The 18528-nt window shown below is 59.6% G+C and carries 14 protein-coding genes; 11 read left to right on the forward strand and 3 right to left on the reverse strand.

Going from position 1 to position 18528, the window contains the following annotated elements:
• The coding region (locus tag K0U62_09200; GenBank protein MCH9801688.1) for a thioesterase family protein at positions 1-333 on the reverse strand (333 nt) is incomplete at its 3' end.
• Positions 334-731: 398 nt separating this feature from the next.
• On the opposite strand from K0U62_09200, the gene K0U62_09205 reads away from it, so the two are divergent.
• Positions 732-2096 (forward strand): lysine 2,3-aminomutase, encoded by a 1365-nt coding sequence (locus K0U62_09205; protein ID MCH9801689.1) that lies wholly within the window; start codon positions 732-734, stop codon positions 2094-2096.
• A 63-nt stretch (positions 2097-2159) separates the two neighbouring features.
• Here the strand turns inward: K0U62_09205 and K0U62_09210 are convergent, their stop codons facing one another.
• Positions 2160-3248: a M23 family metallopeptidase gene (locus K0U62_09210; GenBank protein ID MCH9801690.1), complete on the reverse strand. Its 1089-nt coding sequence runs from the start codon at positions 3246-3248 to the stop codon at positions 2160-2162.
• Positions 3249-3971: 723 nt separating this feature from the next.
• Here K0U62_09210 and K0U62_09215 point away from each other — a divergent pair.
• The 4 genes from K0U62_09215 to K0U62_09230 all read left to right on the forward strand — a co-directional run bounded on the left by K0U62_09215 (position 3972) and on the right by K0U62_09230 (position 8595).
• Positions 3972-5504 (forward strand): S8 family serine peptidase, encoded by a 1533-nt coding sequence (locus K0U62_09215; protein MCH9801691.1) that lies wholly within the window; start codon positions 3972-3974, stop codon positions 5502-5504.
• Between the two features lie 75 nt (positions 5505-5579).
• Positions 5580-6923, forward strand: coding sequence for a hemolysin family protein (locus K0U62_09220; protein MCH9801692.1), 1344 nt, complete (start codon positions 5580-5582; stop codon positions 6921-6923).
• The gene (locus K0U62_09225) at positions 6920-7948 is read left to right on the forward strand and encodes a hemolysin family protein (GenBank protein MCH9801693.1); all 1029 of its coding nucleotides are present in this window, start codon (positions 6920-6922) and stop codon (positions 7946-7948) included. Before K0U62_09220 ends, K0U62_09225 begins: the two co-directional genes overlap by 4 nt.
• Before the next feature lie 122 nt (positions 7949-8070).
• Positions 8071-8595: an LURP-one-related family protein gene (locus K0U62_09230; GenBank protein MCH9801694.1), complete on the forward strand. Its 525-nt coding sequence runs from the start codon at positions 8071-8073 to the stop codon at positions 8593-8595.
• Between the two features lie 22 nt (positions 8596-8617).
• On the opposite strand, the gene K0U62_09235 is transcribed toward K0U62_09230, so the two are convergent.
• Entirely contained in the window at positions 8618-10555 is a 1938-nt protein-coding gene (locus tag K0U62_09235) for a fibronectin type III domain-containing protein (protein ID MCH9801695.1), read from the reverse strand.
• A gap of 249 nt (positions 10556-10804) precedes the next feature.
• On the opposite strand from K0U62_09235, the gene K0U62_09240 reads away from it, so the two are divergent.
• The 6 genes from K0U62_09240 to K0U62_09265 all read left to right on the forward strand — a co-directional run bounded on the left by K0U62_09240 (position 10805) and on the right by K0U62_09265 (position 18527).
• Complete coding sequence (locus tag K0U62_09240) at positions 10805-11872, forward strand: DUF2510 domain-containing protein (GenBank protein MCH9801696.1); 1068 nt, start codon at positions 10805-10807, stop codon at positions 11870-11872.
• 116 nt (positions 11873-11988) lie between these two features.
• Positions 11989-12822, forward strand: coding sequence for an SDR family NAD(P)-dependent oxidoreductase (locus K0U62_09245; GenBank protein ID MCH9801697.1), 834 nt, complete (start codon positions 11989-11991; stop codon positions 12820-12822).
• Between the two features lie 139 nt (positions 12823-12961).
• Complete coding sequence (locus K0U62_09250; protein ID MCH9801698.1) at positions 12962-13954, forward strand: amidohydrolase family protein; 993 nt, start codon at positions 12962-12964, stop codon at positions 13952-13954.
• Positions 13955-14056: 102 nt separating this feature from the next.
• Positions 14057-14857 carry a hypothetical protein gene (locus K0U62_09255; GenBank protein MCH9801699.1) on the forward strand — a complete coding sequence of 267 codons (801 nt, stop codon included), beginning with the start codon at positions 14057-14059 and terminating at the stop codon, positions 14855-14857.
• A 173-nt stretch (positions 14858-15030) separates the two neighbouring features.
• Positions 15031-16263 carry a delta-60 repeat domain-containing protein gene (locus K0U62_09260; protein MCH9801700.1) on the forward strand — a complete coding sequence of 411 codons (1233 nt, stop codon included), beginning with the start codon at positions 15031-15033 and terminating at the stop codon, positions 16261-16263.
• Positions 16264-16583: 320 nt separating this feature from the next.
• Entirely contained in the window at positions 16584-18527 is a 1944-nt protein-coding gene (locus K0U62_09265) for a hypothetical protein (protein ID MCH9801701.1), read from the forward strand.
• Position 18528: the final 1 nt, after the last annotated feature.

Genomic DNA, 18528 nt, shown 5'->3' on the forward strand with positions numbered 1-18528 from the left:
CCCGTGAGCGGGCCCTTGCTGCGGTATGGCGAAGGATGCCGACATCGTAAAGATGGTCTCGCCGTACTGGACCGCCCGAATTCGTCTGGTACTGAAGGACCGGCCGTCGCGAGGTCTATCCACCATGTAGACAATGTGATCCGTGGTGCGCCCGGGTCGTAAGAAGTAGGCATGAAGCGAATGAACTCGTCGTTCCGGGTCTGGCACCGTTCTGCCAGCAGCCACGAGCGCTTGTGCGGCAACTTGTCCGCCGAAGGCCCGCAGGGGCGATCCCGAGTGGCACCAGCCGGTGAAGATATCTCGGTCTACCTGCGTAAGGCTGAGTCGTGCCAGGAATTCTTCAGTATCTGGTTCCGGGGGGCGATCTGGGGTGCTGCGGTGCTCCACACTCTGACGCTAGCGGGGCAGGTAGGGGGAAGTCCCGCGAAGCCCGATCCCGGCCGCCGAAAGTTCAAGTGGCTGGTCGGCGGCTAGCTGGGCCGGAAAGCAGGGAATCTTCGGAGTTGAGGTAGCCGAGATTCTCTGTGCCTAGTCCGCAATACGGACCAATGTACGGCTAGTGAGGCGCCGCCATGTCGCAGTGTCGTCTAGTCTTCCCTGGAAAATCGGGTTACCGGCGACGCTTTGCTACCGTCAGGGGACGAACAGTAGTTGAGGCAAGATATTGGAAAGCGGCTGAATCGCCGAGTCACCGCCTCGCTATCGCCGAAATATGACTCTGAGGGGTGCTCATGGCTGAAGTTGAAACGACCCGGTTCCAACCGATCACGCTGGCAAATATCAGCAAAGCGCCGCAATGGGCCATGCTCGACGACGAGCTCCGCGAAGCAGTACAAGTAGTCGGACAAGTGCTGCCGTTCCGAACGAACAGCTACGTCATGGATGCGTTGATCGACTGGTCCCGGGTTCCGGACGACCCGATTTTCCAGTTGGTTTTCCCGCAACCCGGCATGCTGTCGGAGGAGAATTACCGGGCCGTCGCTGATCGACTGGCCTCCGGGGCTGCCCCGAAAGAGATCAAGGGCCTCGTTTCGGAAATCCGTGCTGAACTCAATCCACACCCCGCCGGGCAGCAAACTGACAACGTCCCGATGCTAGACGGGGAAGAGGTGCCAGGAGTCCAGCACAAATACCGGGAGACGATGTTGTTCTTCCCCTCACAGGGGCAGACTTGCCACGCCTACTGCACGTTCTGTTTCCGGTGGGCCCAGTTCGTCGGGGATCCGTCGTTGCGGTTCAAGAACAACGATGCTGAGCAGTTGTGCAACTACCTCGCCGAACACCGAGAGATTTCTGATCTGCTCTTCACCGGTGGCGATCCCATGATCATGAAAGCGAGTGTGTTCGCTCGCTATATTGATGCGCTGCTCGCCGATCCACGGCTAGAGCACGTACAAACCGTTCGGATCGGCACCAAGAGTGTGGGCTACTGGCCGCAGCGGTTCGTCAGTGATGATGATGCCGACGAGATGCTGGCCCTCTTTGATCGAATCGTGGCGAGTGGCCGCACGCTGGCTGTCATGGGTCACTACTCCCACCCGGTGGAACTGTCCACCGAGGTCTCACGCGCCGCTGTTTCTCGTATTCGCGCCACCGGCGCAAACATCAGGATGCAGAGCCCACTGATCCGGCATGTGAACGACGACGTCACTGCCTGGCAAGAGTTGTGGAAGACCGGCGTCCGGCTCGGATGTATTCCGTACTACATGTTTGTTGAGCGGGACACCGGTGCCCGGAACTATTTCGAGCTCCCACTGGTGGACTGCTGGAATACCTTCCGGGAGGCGTACTCGGGAGTCTCCGGCATCGCTCGTACTGTGCGTGGTCCGTCGATGTCGGCGTGGCCCGGCAAAGTACACGTGCTGGGAGTGCGTGACGTCGCAGGTGAGCAGGCGTTCGTTCTCGAATACTTGCAGTGCCGCAGGCCGGAACTGGTGAAGCAGCCGTTCTTCGCAAAGTTTGATCCCAATGCGACCTGGTTCGACCAACTGCAGCCGCTGAGTCCGGCTGACGCGCCGATGTTCCCGCAGAACTGGCCGAGTGAGCCTGAGCCGGTCAGGAACATCACTACGGAACTACCAGTACTGGTGAACTAGGCGTCGAGGCCAGCGGCGCCGCTGGCCTGAGCGCTGGTCGCTGATGCGCCTAGGTGCTGTCGGCTAGCAGGCAGGAACTCGAAGTTCTGGGGCATCCTCGAGCCAGCCCCTAGGGTCATATGCCTTGCCGTGGTACTTGGCTTCGAAGTGCAGGTGGGCTCCCGTCGACAAGCCGGTGCTTCCCACTTCCCCGATTAACTGGCCACGGCGAACTCGGTCACCAGTCTTCACAAGTAGTACCTGCTGATGGGCGTACGCGCTGGACAACCCCTTGCCGTGAGTGATCAGCGTGTAGTTGCCGTAGCCGCCATTTGAGCCAGCCTTTAGCACTATGCCGTCATCGACGGCGAAGATTGGTGTTCCACTAGGTGCGGTGATGTCGGCGCCGGCGTGGCACCGGACGTATCGCAGGATGGGGTGCAACCGCATACCTGCCTGGCTACTGATTTTTCCCTTGCCAGTGGGGAAGACCCAGTCACTCTTAGTTTCCAAATCGACCGGCGGAACTTTCTTGGTGGGGGCGATCTCGAGATTCACCGATTCCGCTAGCTCGAGTGCGGCGGCAACGTTTGCTTTGGCGCGATCGAGCCGGTTACGGGAGCGGTCGAGGATGTCCTCGGCCTCAGTTGCTAGATCGTTGGCGCGTTCCTGCGCGCGGAGTGCCTTGAGCCACTCCTCGTGCTTGTATCCAGCCACTGCGGCCGCAGTACCTGCTCCGCTAAGAACCTCTTGCGGTGATTCCGCTGCAAGCAAGGTAGCCAGCAGGTTCAAGTCATCGCCCCCGCTGGTGTAGGCCGCGCGAGCGATATTGCCCATATCGCGCCGGGATTCAGCAGCGCGCTTTGCCCAGCGTTCCGAGCGTTCATTGACCTGTTTCGCTGCCAGTTGATCCAGTCGGTAAGTGGCGCGGGCTTTCTCCAGTTTGATGCGAGCTTTATTGACTGCTAACTCGGCGGCCTTGCGTGCCTTAGCCTCGTCGATCCCTTGCCCGGCTCCGCTGCGATCGCCACGGAGGTTCTCGCCCTCAGCGGGGTTGTAGTTTTCTTCCGCATCATCGCTGTTCTTCGCAGCATCTTTGTTGCCGTTGGCCTGCTGACCTCGCCCGTCTGTCGACTCATCTTGATTATCGGTGGCTGCCGGCATCCCTGGCATTGTTGCCAACGGTGATGCCGGCTCGCCCTCAGCAGCGGGTGGCTCTTCAGCGGCTATTGCGGCGGGCGCGGCAGCAAGAAGGCCGATCGCGCAGCATAGCGCGACCGCGCTGCGATACCCGACCTTCACTGTTGACTCCTGGTGTGTGGGTGCCTCGAATGTCCAGGCACGAGCTCCAGAGTACGGGGTGCTGACTCTCGGCAGGTAGGGAATCCCAAAGGTGCTACTTGTCCGTAATTGCCCGATTGCTCTCTGTCAATCTTCCCGGCGTCTTCAGGCACAGTCATCCCCTTGCTCATTGCGGGCGGTTCTCGTTTGTTCGTGTGGAATAGGCCGATCGACGCTCGTGACTGCTAGGCCCAACGCCGACCAGGGGCGCTTTCGTTGTTCACCCCCGAGGCGTCGGGAACGTCGAATGTGAGCAGCCCCACCGAACTAGTGGTGACTGTCATTCTCGGCTCCTTCACACTCACACTCTGCGTAGTGATTCTGTTGCTCTGGGTATACCCACCTAGCCGGGACGTAAACGCTCATTACACGCGGCACGGTTGTTTTCGGTGTCGGGCTGCCGCTGGTCGCCTACTCTTTGTGTTGCGGTCGGTATCGGACGGGTCACGTGTTACTCCGTTGGTGGTCAGCCGCAGTCTCTGCGGGTAGCAGCCTCTCCAGTGACGTAAACTGATGCGGGTTGGCAGGGTTTGCGTATCGGGAGGAACTGAGCAGATGTCGTTCATGGGGCTTGCTAGTGCTGCGATCACGGCATCCCTGCTTGTCGCAGGAACTCCGGCCGTGGCTAGCCCATCGGCCGCTGACCGCGGGAGCGGACCTCCGTTGGCGGCGGCGGCGGCTGAGGGCCCCGATTCGTCGCAAGGCAACTACCTGGTCGAGTTAGCCTCCGACCCCCCCGATTCGATGCGCAGAGTGCTGAGAACGAGTGGAGTTTACGTCGATCCAGAGCAGGTCGAAATCATCAGCGGCCCGATCTACAGCGGCGGCGTGGTCGAACTGACCGAATATGAAGCCCAACAGGCTGCCCGGTCAGGTTCCGTGAAAACGGTCACCCCGAATCTCACGGTATCGGTGCAGGCACCGGAACAGCCGGCGTCGCTCACCGAGGCGAAGACAACACCGTGGAACCTCAGCAGAGTTAACCAACGAAAGCTGCCACTAGACAATATGTACAAACCCTTCGGGCAAGGGGATGGAGTTCACGCGTACATCGTGGATTCGGGAGTCAATCTGAGCTTGCCGCAGTTTCAGGGGCGTGTCGGCCGCAGCGCTTTCGTTCCTGCCGCCGGGGCCAACGCAGAAGATTGCAACGGTCACGGTACTCACGTGGCGGGCACTGTGGCGTCAAGTTCCTATGGCGTGGCCACCGGAGCGATCATTCACTCTGTGCGGGTGCTCAACTGCGCGGGCAGTGGCACCATCGCTGATGTCATCAGTGGCCTGAACTGGGTAGCCGCCAATGTTGAACGCCCAGCGATTGTTAACGCGAGTCTCGGAGTTCCCGGCCGCTACGAGGCATTGGACACTGCGGTGAAAGATCTGCGTGCCATGGGAATCCTGATGGTCGTTGCCGCAGGGAACGATGGCGGAAACTCCTGTAACTTCTCGTTCGCCGGATCTCCTGGTGTGGTGACCGTCGGCGCAACAAGTCAGAGCGATGCAGCAACTAAATTCTCCAACAGTGGCTCGTGTCTCGACGTGTGGGCACCTGGAGACGATATTCCTTCGTTGTCGATGACCGGCGGAACGTCGATCCGCAGTGGCACGTCGATGGCTGCGCCAGCAGTAGTAGGCGTGGCAGCGATCCTATGGGGCCAAAATCCCAACCTGGGGCCAGTGGACATCGAACGCAGCATCCTCGAAACCGCGACCAACAACGTCGTTGATGAATCGTCTTCTGCGCAACCGAGCCCAAACAAGATGGTCTATGTAGCGCGCGCGTTGACGGCGCCTGACAAAGTCAAGAAGTTGAAGATCGCCAAGGCCAAAAGCAAGAGCATCAAAGTCACCTGGAAAGAACCAGCAGACACTGGCGGTACCGCCATCAAGAAGTATCAGACTCGAATCAAAAAAGGCTCGAAGTGGACCTCATGGAAGTCCCAAAAGCCGAAGGCCGATAAGAAATCCAAATTCGCTAAGACTTGGGATGGCCTGAAGTCAGGAAAAAAGGTCGTCATGCAGGTCCGAGCCAAAAATGGACAGGGGATGGGCCCCGCCGCCAAGGTTAAAGGTAAGACTAAGAAATAGCGCGTCGGTCCTTTTGCTGCCCGCAATGGTTGACCTCGTCCCGCGATCTCGCACTGTGATTGGAATACTCGCCTCGTGACTCCCTGGTTTCTGCTCCTGCTGGTGGTGTTGCTTCTCGGGCTGCAGGCAATCTTTGTGGCGGCAGAGTTCAGTCTCGTAACTTTGGACCGCTCCTCGGTCGAGTCCGATGCTGAGGAGGGCGATCGCAAGGCCCGGGGGGTTCTCGCCGGCCTACGCAGTCTCTCGACGCAACTGTCCGGGGCTCAGGTCGGCATCACCATCACATCCCTGATTGTGGGCTATCTGGCGGAACCGGCTATCGCCGAACTGCTCCGGACCCCGATGGCTGCGCTCGGTCTTCCCGAGCAATCATCGCTTGCCATCAGTTTGGCGCTGGCCTTGATCATCGCGACTGCGGCCCAAATGGTTCTGGGCGAACTCATTCCCAAGAACGCTGCTATTGCCCAACCGCGCCGAGTGGCTGAACTCGTCACCCCAGCACAGCGATTCTTCACAAAATTGTGCACCCCCGTCATTTGGGTAACAAATGGCACCGCTAACTGGCTACTACGTCGTATGGGGATTGAACCTGTCGAGGAACTCGCTAGCGCTCGCAGCCCACAAGAGCTCGCCTCACTGGTGCGGCACTCCGGCGCCTCGGGGACGCTCCCTTCGGGGACTGCCGTCCTGATCGATCGCACGTTGCGCTTTGGTGATCACACGGCTGAGGACGTGATGACTCCTCGCACTCGGCTGGAGGTCGTCCAGCGGTCACAGCCGGTTGCGGAGATTCTCCAGTTGAGTCGCAAAACTGGTCTGTCCCGCTTCCCCGTCATCGGCGCCGATGGTCTCGATGATGTGGTTGGCGTCGCGTCGCTGCGCGACGCGTTGCGAGTTCCGACTTCAGATCGTGGTCGGGCCACCGTGGGTTCGGTCATGTCGGCGGTAGCCCGAGTCCCGGAGTCGTTGGAGCTAGGTGGTCTGCTGCGGTTGGTTCGAACCGGCAACCATCTCGTCTTGGTGGTTGACGAGTACGGCGGTACTGCCGGCATTGCCACGCTGGAGGACCTCGTGGAAGAACTTGTCGGCGAAGTGGCCGATGAGTACGACCGTCCGGCGTTGCGCAGTCGTCGATACCAGGACGGTAGTTGGCTGCTGTCTGGTCTGCTACGTCCTGAGGAAATGCGTGAACTAGGTGTCCCGACCGCGGATGATCCTGACTATGAAACGCTCGCGGGTCTGATCATGAAGGACCTCGGTCGAGTGGCAAATAGTGGTGACCAGGTCAAGATCCCCGGCTGGCTACTGACCGTGCACGGCATGGACGGTCGCCGGATCGATGCTGTAGTGGCGGTGCCGCAGCCGGAATCCGCGCCTGACGCTGGCACTGAACCCGAAAGCGGGGAGCAGCAGTCATGACCGCATTGTGGATCGGAGTCGCGCTGCTCCTCGGGAACGCGTTTTTTGTGGGTGCGGAGTTCGCCATCATCTCAGCCCGGCGAAGTCAGATAGAGCCGCTTGCGGAAGACGGAGATCGCCGAGCTCGACTGACATTGCGGGGGATGGAGTCGGTGTCCCTGATGCTGGCTGGCGCACAGTTGGGTATCACCGTTTGCTCCATTGGTCTGGGCGCCGTCGCTGAGCCAGCACTAGCTCATTTGATCGAACCGGCATTGGCCTCACTGGGTCTACCGGACACCGCGATTCACGCGATTGCCTTCATCATCGCCTTGACAATCGTGGTGTACCTACACGTGGTGATTGGCGAGATGGTTCCCAAGAATCTGGCACTGGCCAGGCCAGAGCGGTCAGCTATCTGGCTGGCTCCGCCGCTATGGTTCGTGACTCGAGTCTTTTCTCCCCTCATCGCTGTACTCAACGCCGTAGCGAACGCAGCGCTGCGGCTACTAGGAATCCAGCCCAAGGATGAAGTTGCGGCCACCTTTACCGCAGACGAAGTAGCGACACTGATCGCTGAGTCTCGCCGAGAGGGAATGCTCGGTGAGAGTGAATCCCGGCTAGCCGAAGGCGCCCTCGACCTAGAAGAGCGTCCGGCAGCGTCGTTGGTGATCCCACCGGCAGTGTTGCGCACCGTCGATCGCGAAGACTCACCGATGGATCTGCTGGCCGCCACCGCAGAGACCGGGTTCTCTCGTTTCCCGGTAACTGGCAACGGGAAGCCGATCGGTTACCTGCACGTCCGGGATGTCCTCGGACTGAAATCTGATGTCCAGGAGACTATGCAACTCGGTAGCCTCAACCTTCGCCGGTTACCGCTCGTCGCTGCTGATGCGGCTGCCGCTTCGGTGGTCGAGATTCTGCGGACCCAGGGTGCGCATCTGGCCAGAGTGGTTGACCCCGATGGCGTCGAACGAGGAATTATTGCGTTGGAAGACGCCCTCGAGGAACTCATCGGCGAGGTACAGGATGCTGCCCATCGCTAGGTGGACGGCCGCGCGGGCGCTGGCTTCTGATCAGCCAAAGTAGCGGTGCCCCGCTAGGGTGGCGTCGTCCGCAAACGGCAAGTTGCTGCTAACGATGGTGCAGCGATCCAAGAAGGAGTGTCATGGGGCCACGAGACCGAAGACAGGCGAGGCGAGGTCCTAGCGGCACTCGCTACCAGATGAGACAGAAACTCATCTCGATTGGCGATGACTACTGGATCGAGAACGAGTCCGGGGAGCGTGTCTTCAAAGTTGACGGAAAGGCAGTGCGCGTACGGCACACCCTGTTGCTAGAAGATGCTGGCGGCGGCAGTCGGTACAAGATTCAGGAACGGAAGGCCCGGGTCCGTGACACGATGGCCGTGGAAGACAACGCCGGCAATCCGGTAGCCACCGTTCAACAGGCGTTGGTGTCACCGGTCCGAAACCGGTGGACTGTGAAACTGGCTGCTGGCGGTGACTGGAGCGTACAGGGCAACATCGTTGACCACGAGTACTCCATTAGTGGGCCGGATGGACCCGTCGCGGCGGTGTCCAAGAAGTGGTTCCGGGTGCGAGACACCTATGGCGTTGAAGTGTCTCCGGGCCATGACGATGCCCTAGTGCTCGCTGTGACCGTGGTTGTTGACGCCATGACTACTCGCTAGTCCCAGGCCACCGGGCCCTGAACTACTTGGGGCCGAAAGTCTTGCTCTGCTTCTTAGTCTTGAATTTGAGCCCCTTCATGGGCCCCTTTGATTTCCCGTTCTTGCCGCGGGCTTGCACCTTGTACTTCTTGCCGAGCTGCAAGTCCTGATAGACCCACTTCCGGGAGTTGGTCTTCTTCCACTTCTTGAAAACTTCGATGTCGTTGGGCTTGCTGATCCGGACTTGGAACTTCTTAGCAGGCTTCTTGGTCGGTCCTTGCCACTTAACGACGGCCTTGCGATTCTTCTTCTTCCACTTCACGGTCAGGTTCTTCACTTTGCCTGGCTTTGCTTGCGTGGGAGTGACTAATGCGGAACCGGCATTACCGCCGCGCCCGATCTCATTCCAGGCGGCTACGCGGAACTTGTATTCCGCACCATTCTTCAAACCGGTTGCCGTATAGCTGGTGGTGGAATTTCCGGTGTTCGTTACCCGGGTATTCCAGTCGCCGTTGTTCTTCCGCGCTTGCACCCGATAGCCCGTGATCGGCATTCCGCCATCGTCATTCGGTGCCGTCCAGTTCAGCGTCACCTGCTTGTCGCCAGGAACTGCAAAGACATCGGAAGGCTTGCCTGGCTTGAAGCGCTTATAGCTGTAGTTCGTTTGGATGATGTTATTGCTGCCGTCAGAACGCTGCCAGGTGTAGGCAATAGTTTTTCCTTCGCTGGCAACTACTTGCGGGAGGCTAGCGTTTTGACCGGTGGCCGACAGGTCAGCGTTAGTCCATTCCTTGGTGGCGTTGGTGGTGTACCGGGTTTGAACGATGCTGTTGCTGCCGTTGGATCGCTGCCAGGCAAACGCTATGGCCTTACCGTCTGGGCCGACTGCTACGCGGGGATGGCTGGCATCTTGTCCGGTGGCGGAAAGGTCCACGGTGGTCCAGGCGCCGCTCTTGCCGCGGTACCTGCCTTGTACGACGGTGTTGCTGCCATTTGAGCGCAGCCAGGTATAGGCGATGGTGTTTGCGTCGGCGTTGACTGCAAGTTGCGGTGCGGTGGCATCCCCACCGGCGGCTGACAAGTCAGTGATCGTACCCAGACCTGCTGACGCCAACTCGCGTGTTTGCACGATGTTGTTGCTGCCGTTGGATCGCTGCCAGGTGTAGGCGATGGTGCTGCCGTCACTGTTCACGGCTACCTCGGGGTTGTTGGCGTTTTGGCCGGCTGCGGTCAGGTCGGCCGCTGTCCAGTTGGCCCCACCATTGGTGCTGTATTGCGTCTGGGCGATGGTATGGCTGCCGTCAAACCACTCCCAAGTGAAGGCAATAGCGCTGCCGCTGCTGCTGACAGCAACGACGGGTCGCTCGGCGTTTTGGCCGTCATTTGACAGATCCTTCGTCAAGGTCCAGGTGGTCCCACCATCAGTGCTGAGGACGAACTGCACCACCGTCGTAGCAGGAGTGACTTTCTGCTGCGTCCATGCCAGTGCCAGCACTTGGCCGTTGTCAGAGATGGCTAGCCGCGGGTCGCGGGCGCCGACCGCTGACCGTGGTGTTGGGGCAGTCCAAGTCGCACCCGCATCCTTGCTGAACCGGGTCTGGACGATGGGTCCTGCTCCAGCGTCGCTGGTCCAGGTATAAGCGATAGTTTGGCCGTCGCCGCTCATCGCCACGCGGGGCGAGGCAGCGGTCGCGCCACTGGCGGACTGCTGCACCGCATCGGGCCACGTGCCATCGAGGTCGCCGCCGTAGCGGCCCATCGTGGCGGGGTTGGTGCCATCGCTACGTAGCCACGCGTAGGCCAAGGCGCTGCCGTCGTTGCTCATCGCGATTGTTGGGGTTTCCCCATTTTGGCCGCTAGCCGACACGTTCTTGTCCTGCCACAGCACCTTGGCCCCGGCGGTTGGTGGCGCGGCTAGCAGCATCCCGGCCACCAGCGCACCACTGATCAGTGCCATTGCGTTTCGCTTAGTGTGATTCATCGACTTCGCCACCCCTGTAGCCCGCGAACATATACCCGTAGGCCGCCAATCTAACAAGTGATGCTGCTGAAACCGCGCTCCAAGTCGAATAGCGGTCAGACTCGATGGGATGGTTTGATCGGTCGTCGTCCTGCGCCGCAGGTTGGCGGTTGTAGTGGGTTCCCCGAGTTTCGGCCGTGCTTGATGGGGGGACTTCTGGCCCTGGCGGACCGCTCTCCGCTGCTAAGTTGAAGGCGACCAGGAGTAGCGATGCCCGATCCCGACCTAGCTTCACCGCAGTCTTCGCTTCCCGTGCGCGGCAGTGACCTGCCCGGTTGGTATCCGTATGGTCCGGCAGGCCTGGTAGCGAGTTGGGATGGCGAGGCGTGGACTGGCGTGGTGCGTGGTGATGACGAGGTACCTGAACTCCCGCACCAGCGTCGATTCCTACCTTTCGTTCGGCACCTGTGGTTTTGGCTGGCATTGGCTGGCGTCGCGGTGGTATTCGCAGCAGATTCGATCGCTGATAGCACTGGTGCGAGTGACATCGGGTGGGCGTCGGTGCTGGGCTATGCGCTGGCGATGGCTGCGGCTGTGTTGATCTTCACCCGTCACTGGGGCGTGCAACTGCGGCGACTCCCGGAGTCAGTGATGCTGTGGGGCTTGGCATCGGGTCTAGTGGCAATAGGACTAACACTCCTAGCCGAGATCGCCGTGGGGACAGCGGTCGCGCCACACCCGTGGTTGAACGGCTTGAGCGCCGGTCTTATCGAAGAGGTCGCGAAACTGGCCCTACCCGTTGCGCTACTGGCATTCGGTCGTGGTCGGTTTTCAGTACCTCGAATCGGAGTGGTGTTGGCAGCGGTCAGCGGTGCCGTGTTCGGATTTGCGGAAGGTGTGGAGTACCAGTTTTCTCAGAGTGAACTGGTGTTATCCAGCCATCGGGTTTTGGTCGAGTTCTTGCACCCATTCCTGTCGGTACTCGCGGCTTCGGTGATTTGGCTGGCAGCCAGCCGGCGAGGTAGGACCTGCACGGTTGCTGGACTGATCGGGATGTTCGTAGCGGCCGCTATTCATGGACTCAACGACGCTCGAGCTTTTTCCAGCCAACCCGGCGGACAGACAACGCCCGTCTCTGCGATCGATGAAGCAGTCATAGTCTCAGCGATTTTCCTACTTGTCTTGGCTGGCCTCTTTCTGATCGTCAGAGTTGCCGCCCGCGAACTGGTCCCCCCCAGTCGAGTACCTAGCAGCTCACGCGGTTGGCGGCCAAGAATGCACCAATGGGGAGTCCCGAAAGTCTCGCGATCACACTCTGCAAGCTCACAAGTCTCCTAATAGCTGGCGTTAATGAACGGTGCGGCGGTATCGGGGCCAGCTGTCACACCGCGGCGCGTCCTAGAGTTTGACGGTCCAAGCGCTGTGGTGGGGCGTCGACTCGGTAGGCTCGCGATGTGAATCTTCAAGGTAAGAATGCGGTCATCACGGGGGCGTCAAGCGGAATCGGAGCAGCTACCGCCATAGCGATGGCAGCTCGGGGAGCGCATGTCATCTTGATGGCGCGAGGTGCGGCAGCGCTAGAAGTGAAAGCCAAACAGATCCGCGCTGCAGGTGGTCGCGCCAGCGTGTACTCGGTGGATGTGAGTGATCCGGCGGCGGTAACCGCTGTCGCTCGCGAGGTCCAGGCAGAGGTTGGTGCCGTGGATGTGGTGGTGAACAACGCGGGAATAGGTGACTGGCTATTCATCGATGAAACTACTGACGAGGATTTTCAGCAGATGATGGCGGTGCCAGCCTTCGCTGCCTTTTATGTGACCAAAGCGTTCCTCCCGGGAATGGTGGAGCGCGGGAGCGGCCAGATCACCAACGTGAATGGCCCGGGAGCCTACGCACCATGGCCCGGCTCTACCGCGTACGCAATGTCTCGGTGGGCGCTGCGTGGATTCAGTGAAGTGCTGCGGGCAGATTTGCATGGCACCGGCATCAAGGTCACTAGTGTTGTGATGGGACATGTCGACAGCCCCTACTACGACAACAATCCCAGCACGACAGCGCGGATTGCCTCTTTAGACCGGTTGATTCCGACGTTGAGTGAAGAGCAAGCTGGCGAAATTGTCACCAAGGCTAGCGAGCAAGGCAAACACAACGTCTTTGCCCCAGCGATGATCCGAATGCTGATCAACCTGCATCGAATCGCACCATGGCCGCTGCACTGGCTGGTGATCAAGAGCGGAGCATCACGATCCTCGATTGTTCTCCCAGACGATGCTAGTAGGCAATCGGTATAGCCCCCTAGCGGTAGTTGCAGGCCAGCTCGGTTTGCTGCGTCATGTCCCGGCAGTCCCTACGGTGGGATAACGGGTCAAACGACGACTCCCCACGACTGTGGGCACAGGGTAAGAAATCTCGGGAAGGTGGCTCAGTTCGATGATTGCTCTTGAAGAACATCTGATCGTGCCGGATCAAGAGGACTACCTAGATCCCAGTTATGCCCTGGAACAAAAAAAGACTCTGCTGTTGGAGTACGGGCAGCAGCGACTGCGTGACATGGATGCCGGCGGTATTGATATCGCGGTGTTGTCGGCGTTTTCCGATGGGATCCAGGGAATCGACGTCACTGACCCTGGCCTAGGGGATACCCACGATGTCCGGGTGCGGGCGCAGGTTGATATTGCGAGGAAGTGGAACGACGACCTCCGCGACATCGTGGCCACGCAGCCGGAACGCTTCCGGGGGTTTGCGGCACTGCCGATGGCATCCCCGCAGGACGCTGCCCAAGAGTTTCGTCGATGTGTCACGGAGTTGGGTTTCGTCGGTGCTTTGATCAACGGCGCTGACACCGCTGCAGATGGAAACCCTAACTTCTATGTCGATGACGACTACGACGCGCTGTGGAAAGAGTGCGTGGACTTGGATCGCCCGTTCTACATTCACCCCCGGATGAAAGCGACACCCGACCCTTTCTATGAGGTGGCCAACTGTGAGGTACTGCGCACCTCACCCTGGGGATTCCACGAGAACACAGCTCGGATTGGTATGGCGATGATCGTCAACGGTGTCTTCGACCGTTTCCCAAATCTGAAGATCATCCTGGGGCACATGGGAGAGATCCTGCCGTTTTGGGCCTGGCGGATTGACCACCGACTGCGGATGGAGGGCAAGCCCGAACTGGCCAAGATTCAACACGCACTGGCTAGCAACTTCTATGTGACCATCAGCGGCTTCAATCACACCCCAGCGCTAAGGCATGTCCTAGACGTGATGGGAGTGGATCGGGTGCTGTGCGCTTCCGACTATCCGATGGAGGATCCGGTGGCGATGCGGTCCTGGTTGGATGAAGCCTTGACCGAGTTGGGCCTGACCAGGGCGGAGACCGATCAAATCCGCACTGGCAACGCAAGAGATCTGCTGCATATCTAGGGTTAACTTTGGTGAACTCTTGATCAAAGGTTTGGCGACCGAGACTGTGCCTCGTATAGGGTCAATAGTCATTATTGACGGGCGAGAAACAGGCGGTTAGGCGTGTCCAGTTTCATTGATGGCCTGGTGAGTTTGAATCCGCTGTGGCTCGTCATGCTGATCATCGGTCTGTGCACGTTCTTAGGGCATCAGTTGACCAAGCGAGTTGCGGATGATGACGTTCGAGCGGACCTCTCGGATTCGGCAAACAAACTGCTAGGAGCAACAGCTACCGGGCTTTTTGTGCTTATTGGTTTCACCATCTCTATTCTGTGGAGCGTTCTATCGGACGAGCTCAGTCACATTGATGCAGAGGTGGAAACGGTCGGCAGTATCGCCGCGTACGCCTACGTGCTTGAGGATGACGCAAAGTCTCGTATTGATGATGAACTGATCAACTACCTCCAGATCGCATCAACAGCCGACAGCGCGGCCCTCAAGGAGGGTGACGTAGATTCCTTGCCTTCAACCGCGGCTCTTGTCAATCTGTTGGCAGAGGTCAACTCTCCGGAAAACTACACATCGGAAAATGGTTGGGTAAAGGAGCAGCTTGTAGAAGCGGTCGTGGCCGTTTCCGCTGAACGGGCCAGCATTAGATCGATTGCACTTCGAGAAATGCCCTATTCGCTGAGAGTTGTTCTCTTCGTGGCAGCTGGAGTGGTGGCGGTTTTTGCGGGTTCAAGTATGGCGGCGCATCGAAAGCCGTATCTAGTCATCGGCTGGGTCCTGTCAGCATCACTCGCGCTGACCTTGGCTCTTTGGTTGGATAACCCCTTTGACGGTCCAATCAGTGCGGACTTGAGCGGATTAGAACGGCTTGCCGAGCATATCCAGCAGCCGATCGACGTACCTCCACCTCAGTAGCGAATCCCTGGGTAGATCCGGTCGTGGTTTGCCGAGATTTGGGGCCGCGTAGTCGGTCGAAGTGTCATCAGGAACTGGCAGATTCGGCTCTGTTCACGGTCGCCGGGGTGACGGGTGGTTATTACCAGTGCGAGGAATTGGCTTTTGCATCTGGCGGTGAGTAGGTTCGCGGTATGAAAAGAAGCGATGCTCCGGCCTTGAATTCATCCACTCGCTCGTTGCTCCTAGTCTCTGCGCTGGGCGCGGCATTAGTCGCGCTATCGCTAGCGATCGGTCCAACAAGCGCGCGGGCCGACGGGTCAGCGGGTGAAGTGAATCCGAGGTTCGATACCGGTAGCGGCCTCTCTTCACCGAACCCGCCGACTGCTGCGCTAGCGATCGCGATACCCGGCGACGGCAACAAGTCGGTGGTGTCCGGCTACTTCACCGAATATCAGGGCAAGCGAGCCCCCGGATTGATCAGGTTGAAGAGCAAGGGAAAACGGGACAAGAGTTTCAAGCCTGGCTCAGGTCCCAATGGGCCAGTCGAGAGCATCATTCCCCTGAATGACGGCAAACTGCTGATCGGCGGAAATTTCACGACCTACGGCGGTCAAGCGATGGGCAATATCGCGCGGTTGAATGCCGATGGTTCGCTCGACACCAGCTACCAGCCAGCAGAGTTCAATGACCAGGTCAGTGCCATGGCGCTGATGCGGAACGGAAGCCTGTTGGTGGCAGGCTTTTTCACCTCATATGGTTCGCAGGCGGTCACTGGTGGCCTGGTGAAACTAAACCCAGATGCGACTCTCGATACCTCGTTCGCTGCCCCGGCCGATCTTCAGCCAGGATCAGTGCAAAGTTTGCTGAAGTTGAAGAATGGCAAGGCTCTGGTCGGTGGTACTTTCCCCAGCTACGGATCGTCCTCCGGTGGCGGGCTGGTGCAGGTCAACAGTGATGGATCGGTGGATTCCGAGTTCGATGTCGGTAGCGGATTCGGCTCCGCAGTAGGTGGGGTCTACTCCATGCAGAAATACCGCAGAGGCTTCCTCATCGGCGGTTCGTTTTCGCAATACGATGAGATGCGCGCGGTCAATCTGGTTCATGTCGGCGACAATGGCTGGCTGTCGAAGTTGTTCAGTACTGGCAAGGGCTTCGACGGTCAGGTCAACTCGGTTTCGATACAGCCGAACAACCGGGTGGTTGTGGTCGGAAACTTCGAAAAATATCGAGGTAAGAAGGCCCCCGGAGTTGCTCAGCTAAAGAAAGACGGCGCACGTGACAAGTCGTTCAAGGCCGGCTCGGGCTTCAATGGTTCGGTCAGCGCCTCTGCGCTGCGACCCGATGGCACGGTGCTTGTTGGCGGCTTCTTCTCGAAGTACAACAAGCAGCGGGCTGGTGGGTTGGTCGGTCTGTTGACCGAGTGATAGGTCCACGGGGGACTGCCTCGCTTCGGTCTAAGCCACGCGCGGCAGTCCCGACTCTGCCCGCCAACGGCTAGCTTCGACTCTTGGATGCGAAGCACTGGCTCCGGTTCCGTGGTACCGGCTCTGGTGTGCACCCGAACGTGTTGACTGCCGCTGTCCGCATGGACAGGATCAATCGCTGCCAGCCATCGTGCGGCGAATGCCCGCCGTCTTTTCTTTTGCCTTCCTCAAGGCAACCTCAAGATTGCCAGTTCTGGCTAGACCGATGCGGGTGGCTAAGACCACCGTGTAGTTGGTACCTAGTGCGTCTGGAGGGTTCTATGAATCTGTCGGTCCGCCGAAGCCGGGTTGTCCCCGCTGCTGTCACGATCGTCGCGGCGCTGGTCTTCAGCGCGCTGTGGGCAGGAGCATCGCTCGCTGCAGTTAGTGTGCCGTGGGTAACGCAGGTGGGGGACAGTGGTGAAAGTCTGGGTGAGGGTGTCAGTGCTCTGCCTGATGGTTCGTCGATTGTGACTGGGTACTTCGAAGGGGTCGCTACTTTTGGATCTACCACGCTGACGAGTGCAGGTAGTTGGGATGTTTTCGTCGCGAAGCTCGACTCCGACGGTGAGTATGTGTGGGTTACGCAGGTGGGGGGCAGCAGCACGGATGCTGCCCGTGCAGTCAGCACGCTGTCTGATGGTTCGTCGATCGTGACTGGGCTTTTCCAGGGCACTGTCACGTTTGGATCCACCAACCTCACCAGTACGGGGGGCACGAATGACTATGACGTGTTCGTCGCGAAGTTGGACTCCGATGGCAACTTTGTGTGGGCTAAGAGTGCGGGGGGTGGCGGCTTGGACACGGGCCACAGCGTCAGTGCTTTGTCTGATGGTTCGTCGATCGTGACCGGGTCGTACACGCAGGGCGCCACGTTTGGATCCACCACGCTGCCGAATGAAACGAGCTCGAACGGCTTCGTCGCGAAGCTTGATGCCGCAGGTGAGTATGTATGGGCGAAGGCGGTGGGCGGTTCCGGTCATCAGGCATCGTGGGGTGTCAGTACGGCCTCTGATGGTTCGTCGTTCATCACCGGCACGTTTGGGGGCACCGCTACCTTCGGCTCTTTCTCTGTCACTAGCAGTGGGTCTTCTGATGCGTTCGTGGCGAAGCTGGACTCCGATGGCAAGTTCGTGTGGGCTAAGAGTGCGGGGGGTGGCTCTTTCGCACGTGGCAATGGCATCCGCACGTTGTCTGATGGTTCGTCGATCGTGACCGGATGGTTCGGCGGCACCGCCATATTCGGATCCACCACCCTCACCAGCGCAGGGGATAGTGATGTGTTCGTTGCGAAGCTTGACGCCGCTGGCAACTATGTGTGGGTCACGCAGGCGGGGGGCACCGAATGGGACCTTGGCTACGGCATCAGTGCCCTGTCTGACGGCTCGGCATTCGTGACTGGGATGTTCCGGGGTACGGCCGCGTTCGGATCCACCACCCTCACCAGTACGGGGGGTGCGGATGATTACGATGTTTTCGTCGCGAAGCTCGACCCCGACGGCGAGTACCTGTGGGCGACGAGTGCAGGGGACGACGGGGATGATTGGGGCTACGACATCAGCACCTTGTCTGACGGCTCGGCATTCGTGACTGGGATGTTCCGGGACACCACTACCTTCGGATCCACCACGCTCACCAGCGCGGGCAGCTCGGATGCTTTTTTTGCGAAGTTTGTCCCGGCCTCCGCTCCGGCTCCGCCGGCGCCCACCACTCCGCCGGCACCCGCTGTTCCGGCACCGGCTGTTCCGGCACCGGCTGATCCGGCGCCCGCCGATGCTGCGCCGGTGACGCAGCCGCAGCCGGGTGCGGTGTTGTTGCCGCCTGCTGTACCGCCGAACGTAGGTAAGGCGTTGGCTAAGTTGAAGAAGAAGTTGGCGACTGGCAACGGCAATGCCAAGAGTTTGCGGTTGAGGTTGCGGCTGTCTGGTGAGGCTGATGCGCGGCCGACGAAGGTTCAGTGGCGGTTCAAGGTGCTGGCTGCGGATAAGACTCGTGCTAAGAGTTGGGCCAGTTGGCGGTCGGTAGCGGTGGGTCCGCAGGCGAAGAAGGTCCGGCTGGACTTGTTGGATGCCAAGAAGGTACGTAAGTCGTTGACTGGGGCCACCCGAAATGATGCGGCTGTCAAGGTGCAGGTCCGGGCCGCGAATGATGCCGGTACCAGCAAGGCCGCCTCGGTTCGGCTGAAGCCCCCCGCGGCAGTCCCGACGCTGCCCGCCAACGGCTAGC

The organism is Actinomycetes bacterium, from assembly GCA_022599915.1.
Classification (GTDB): Bacteria; Actinomycetota; Actinomycetes; order S36-B12.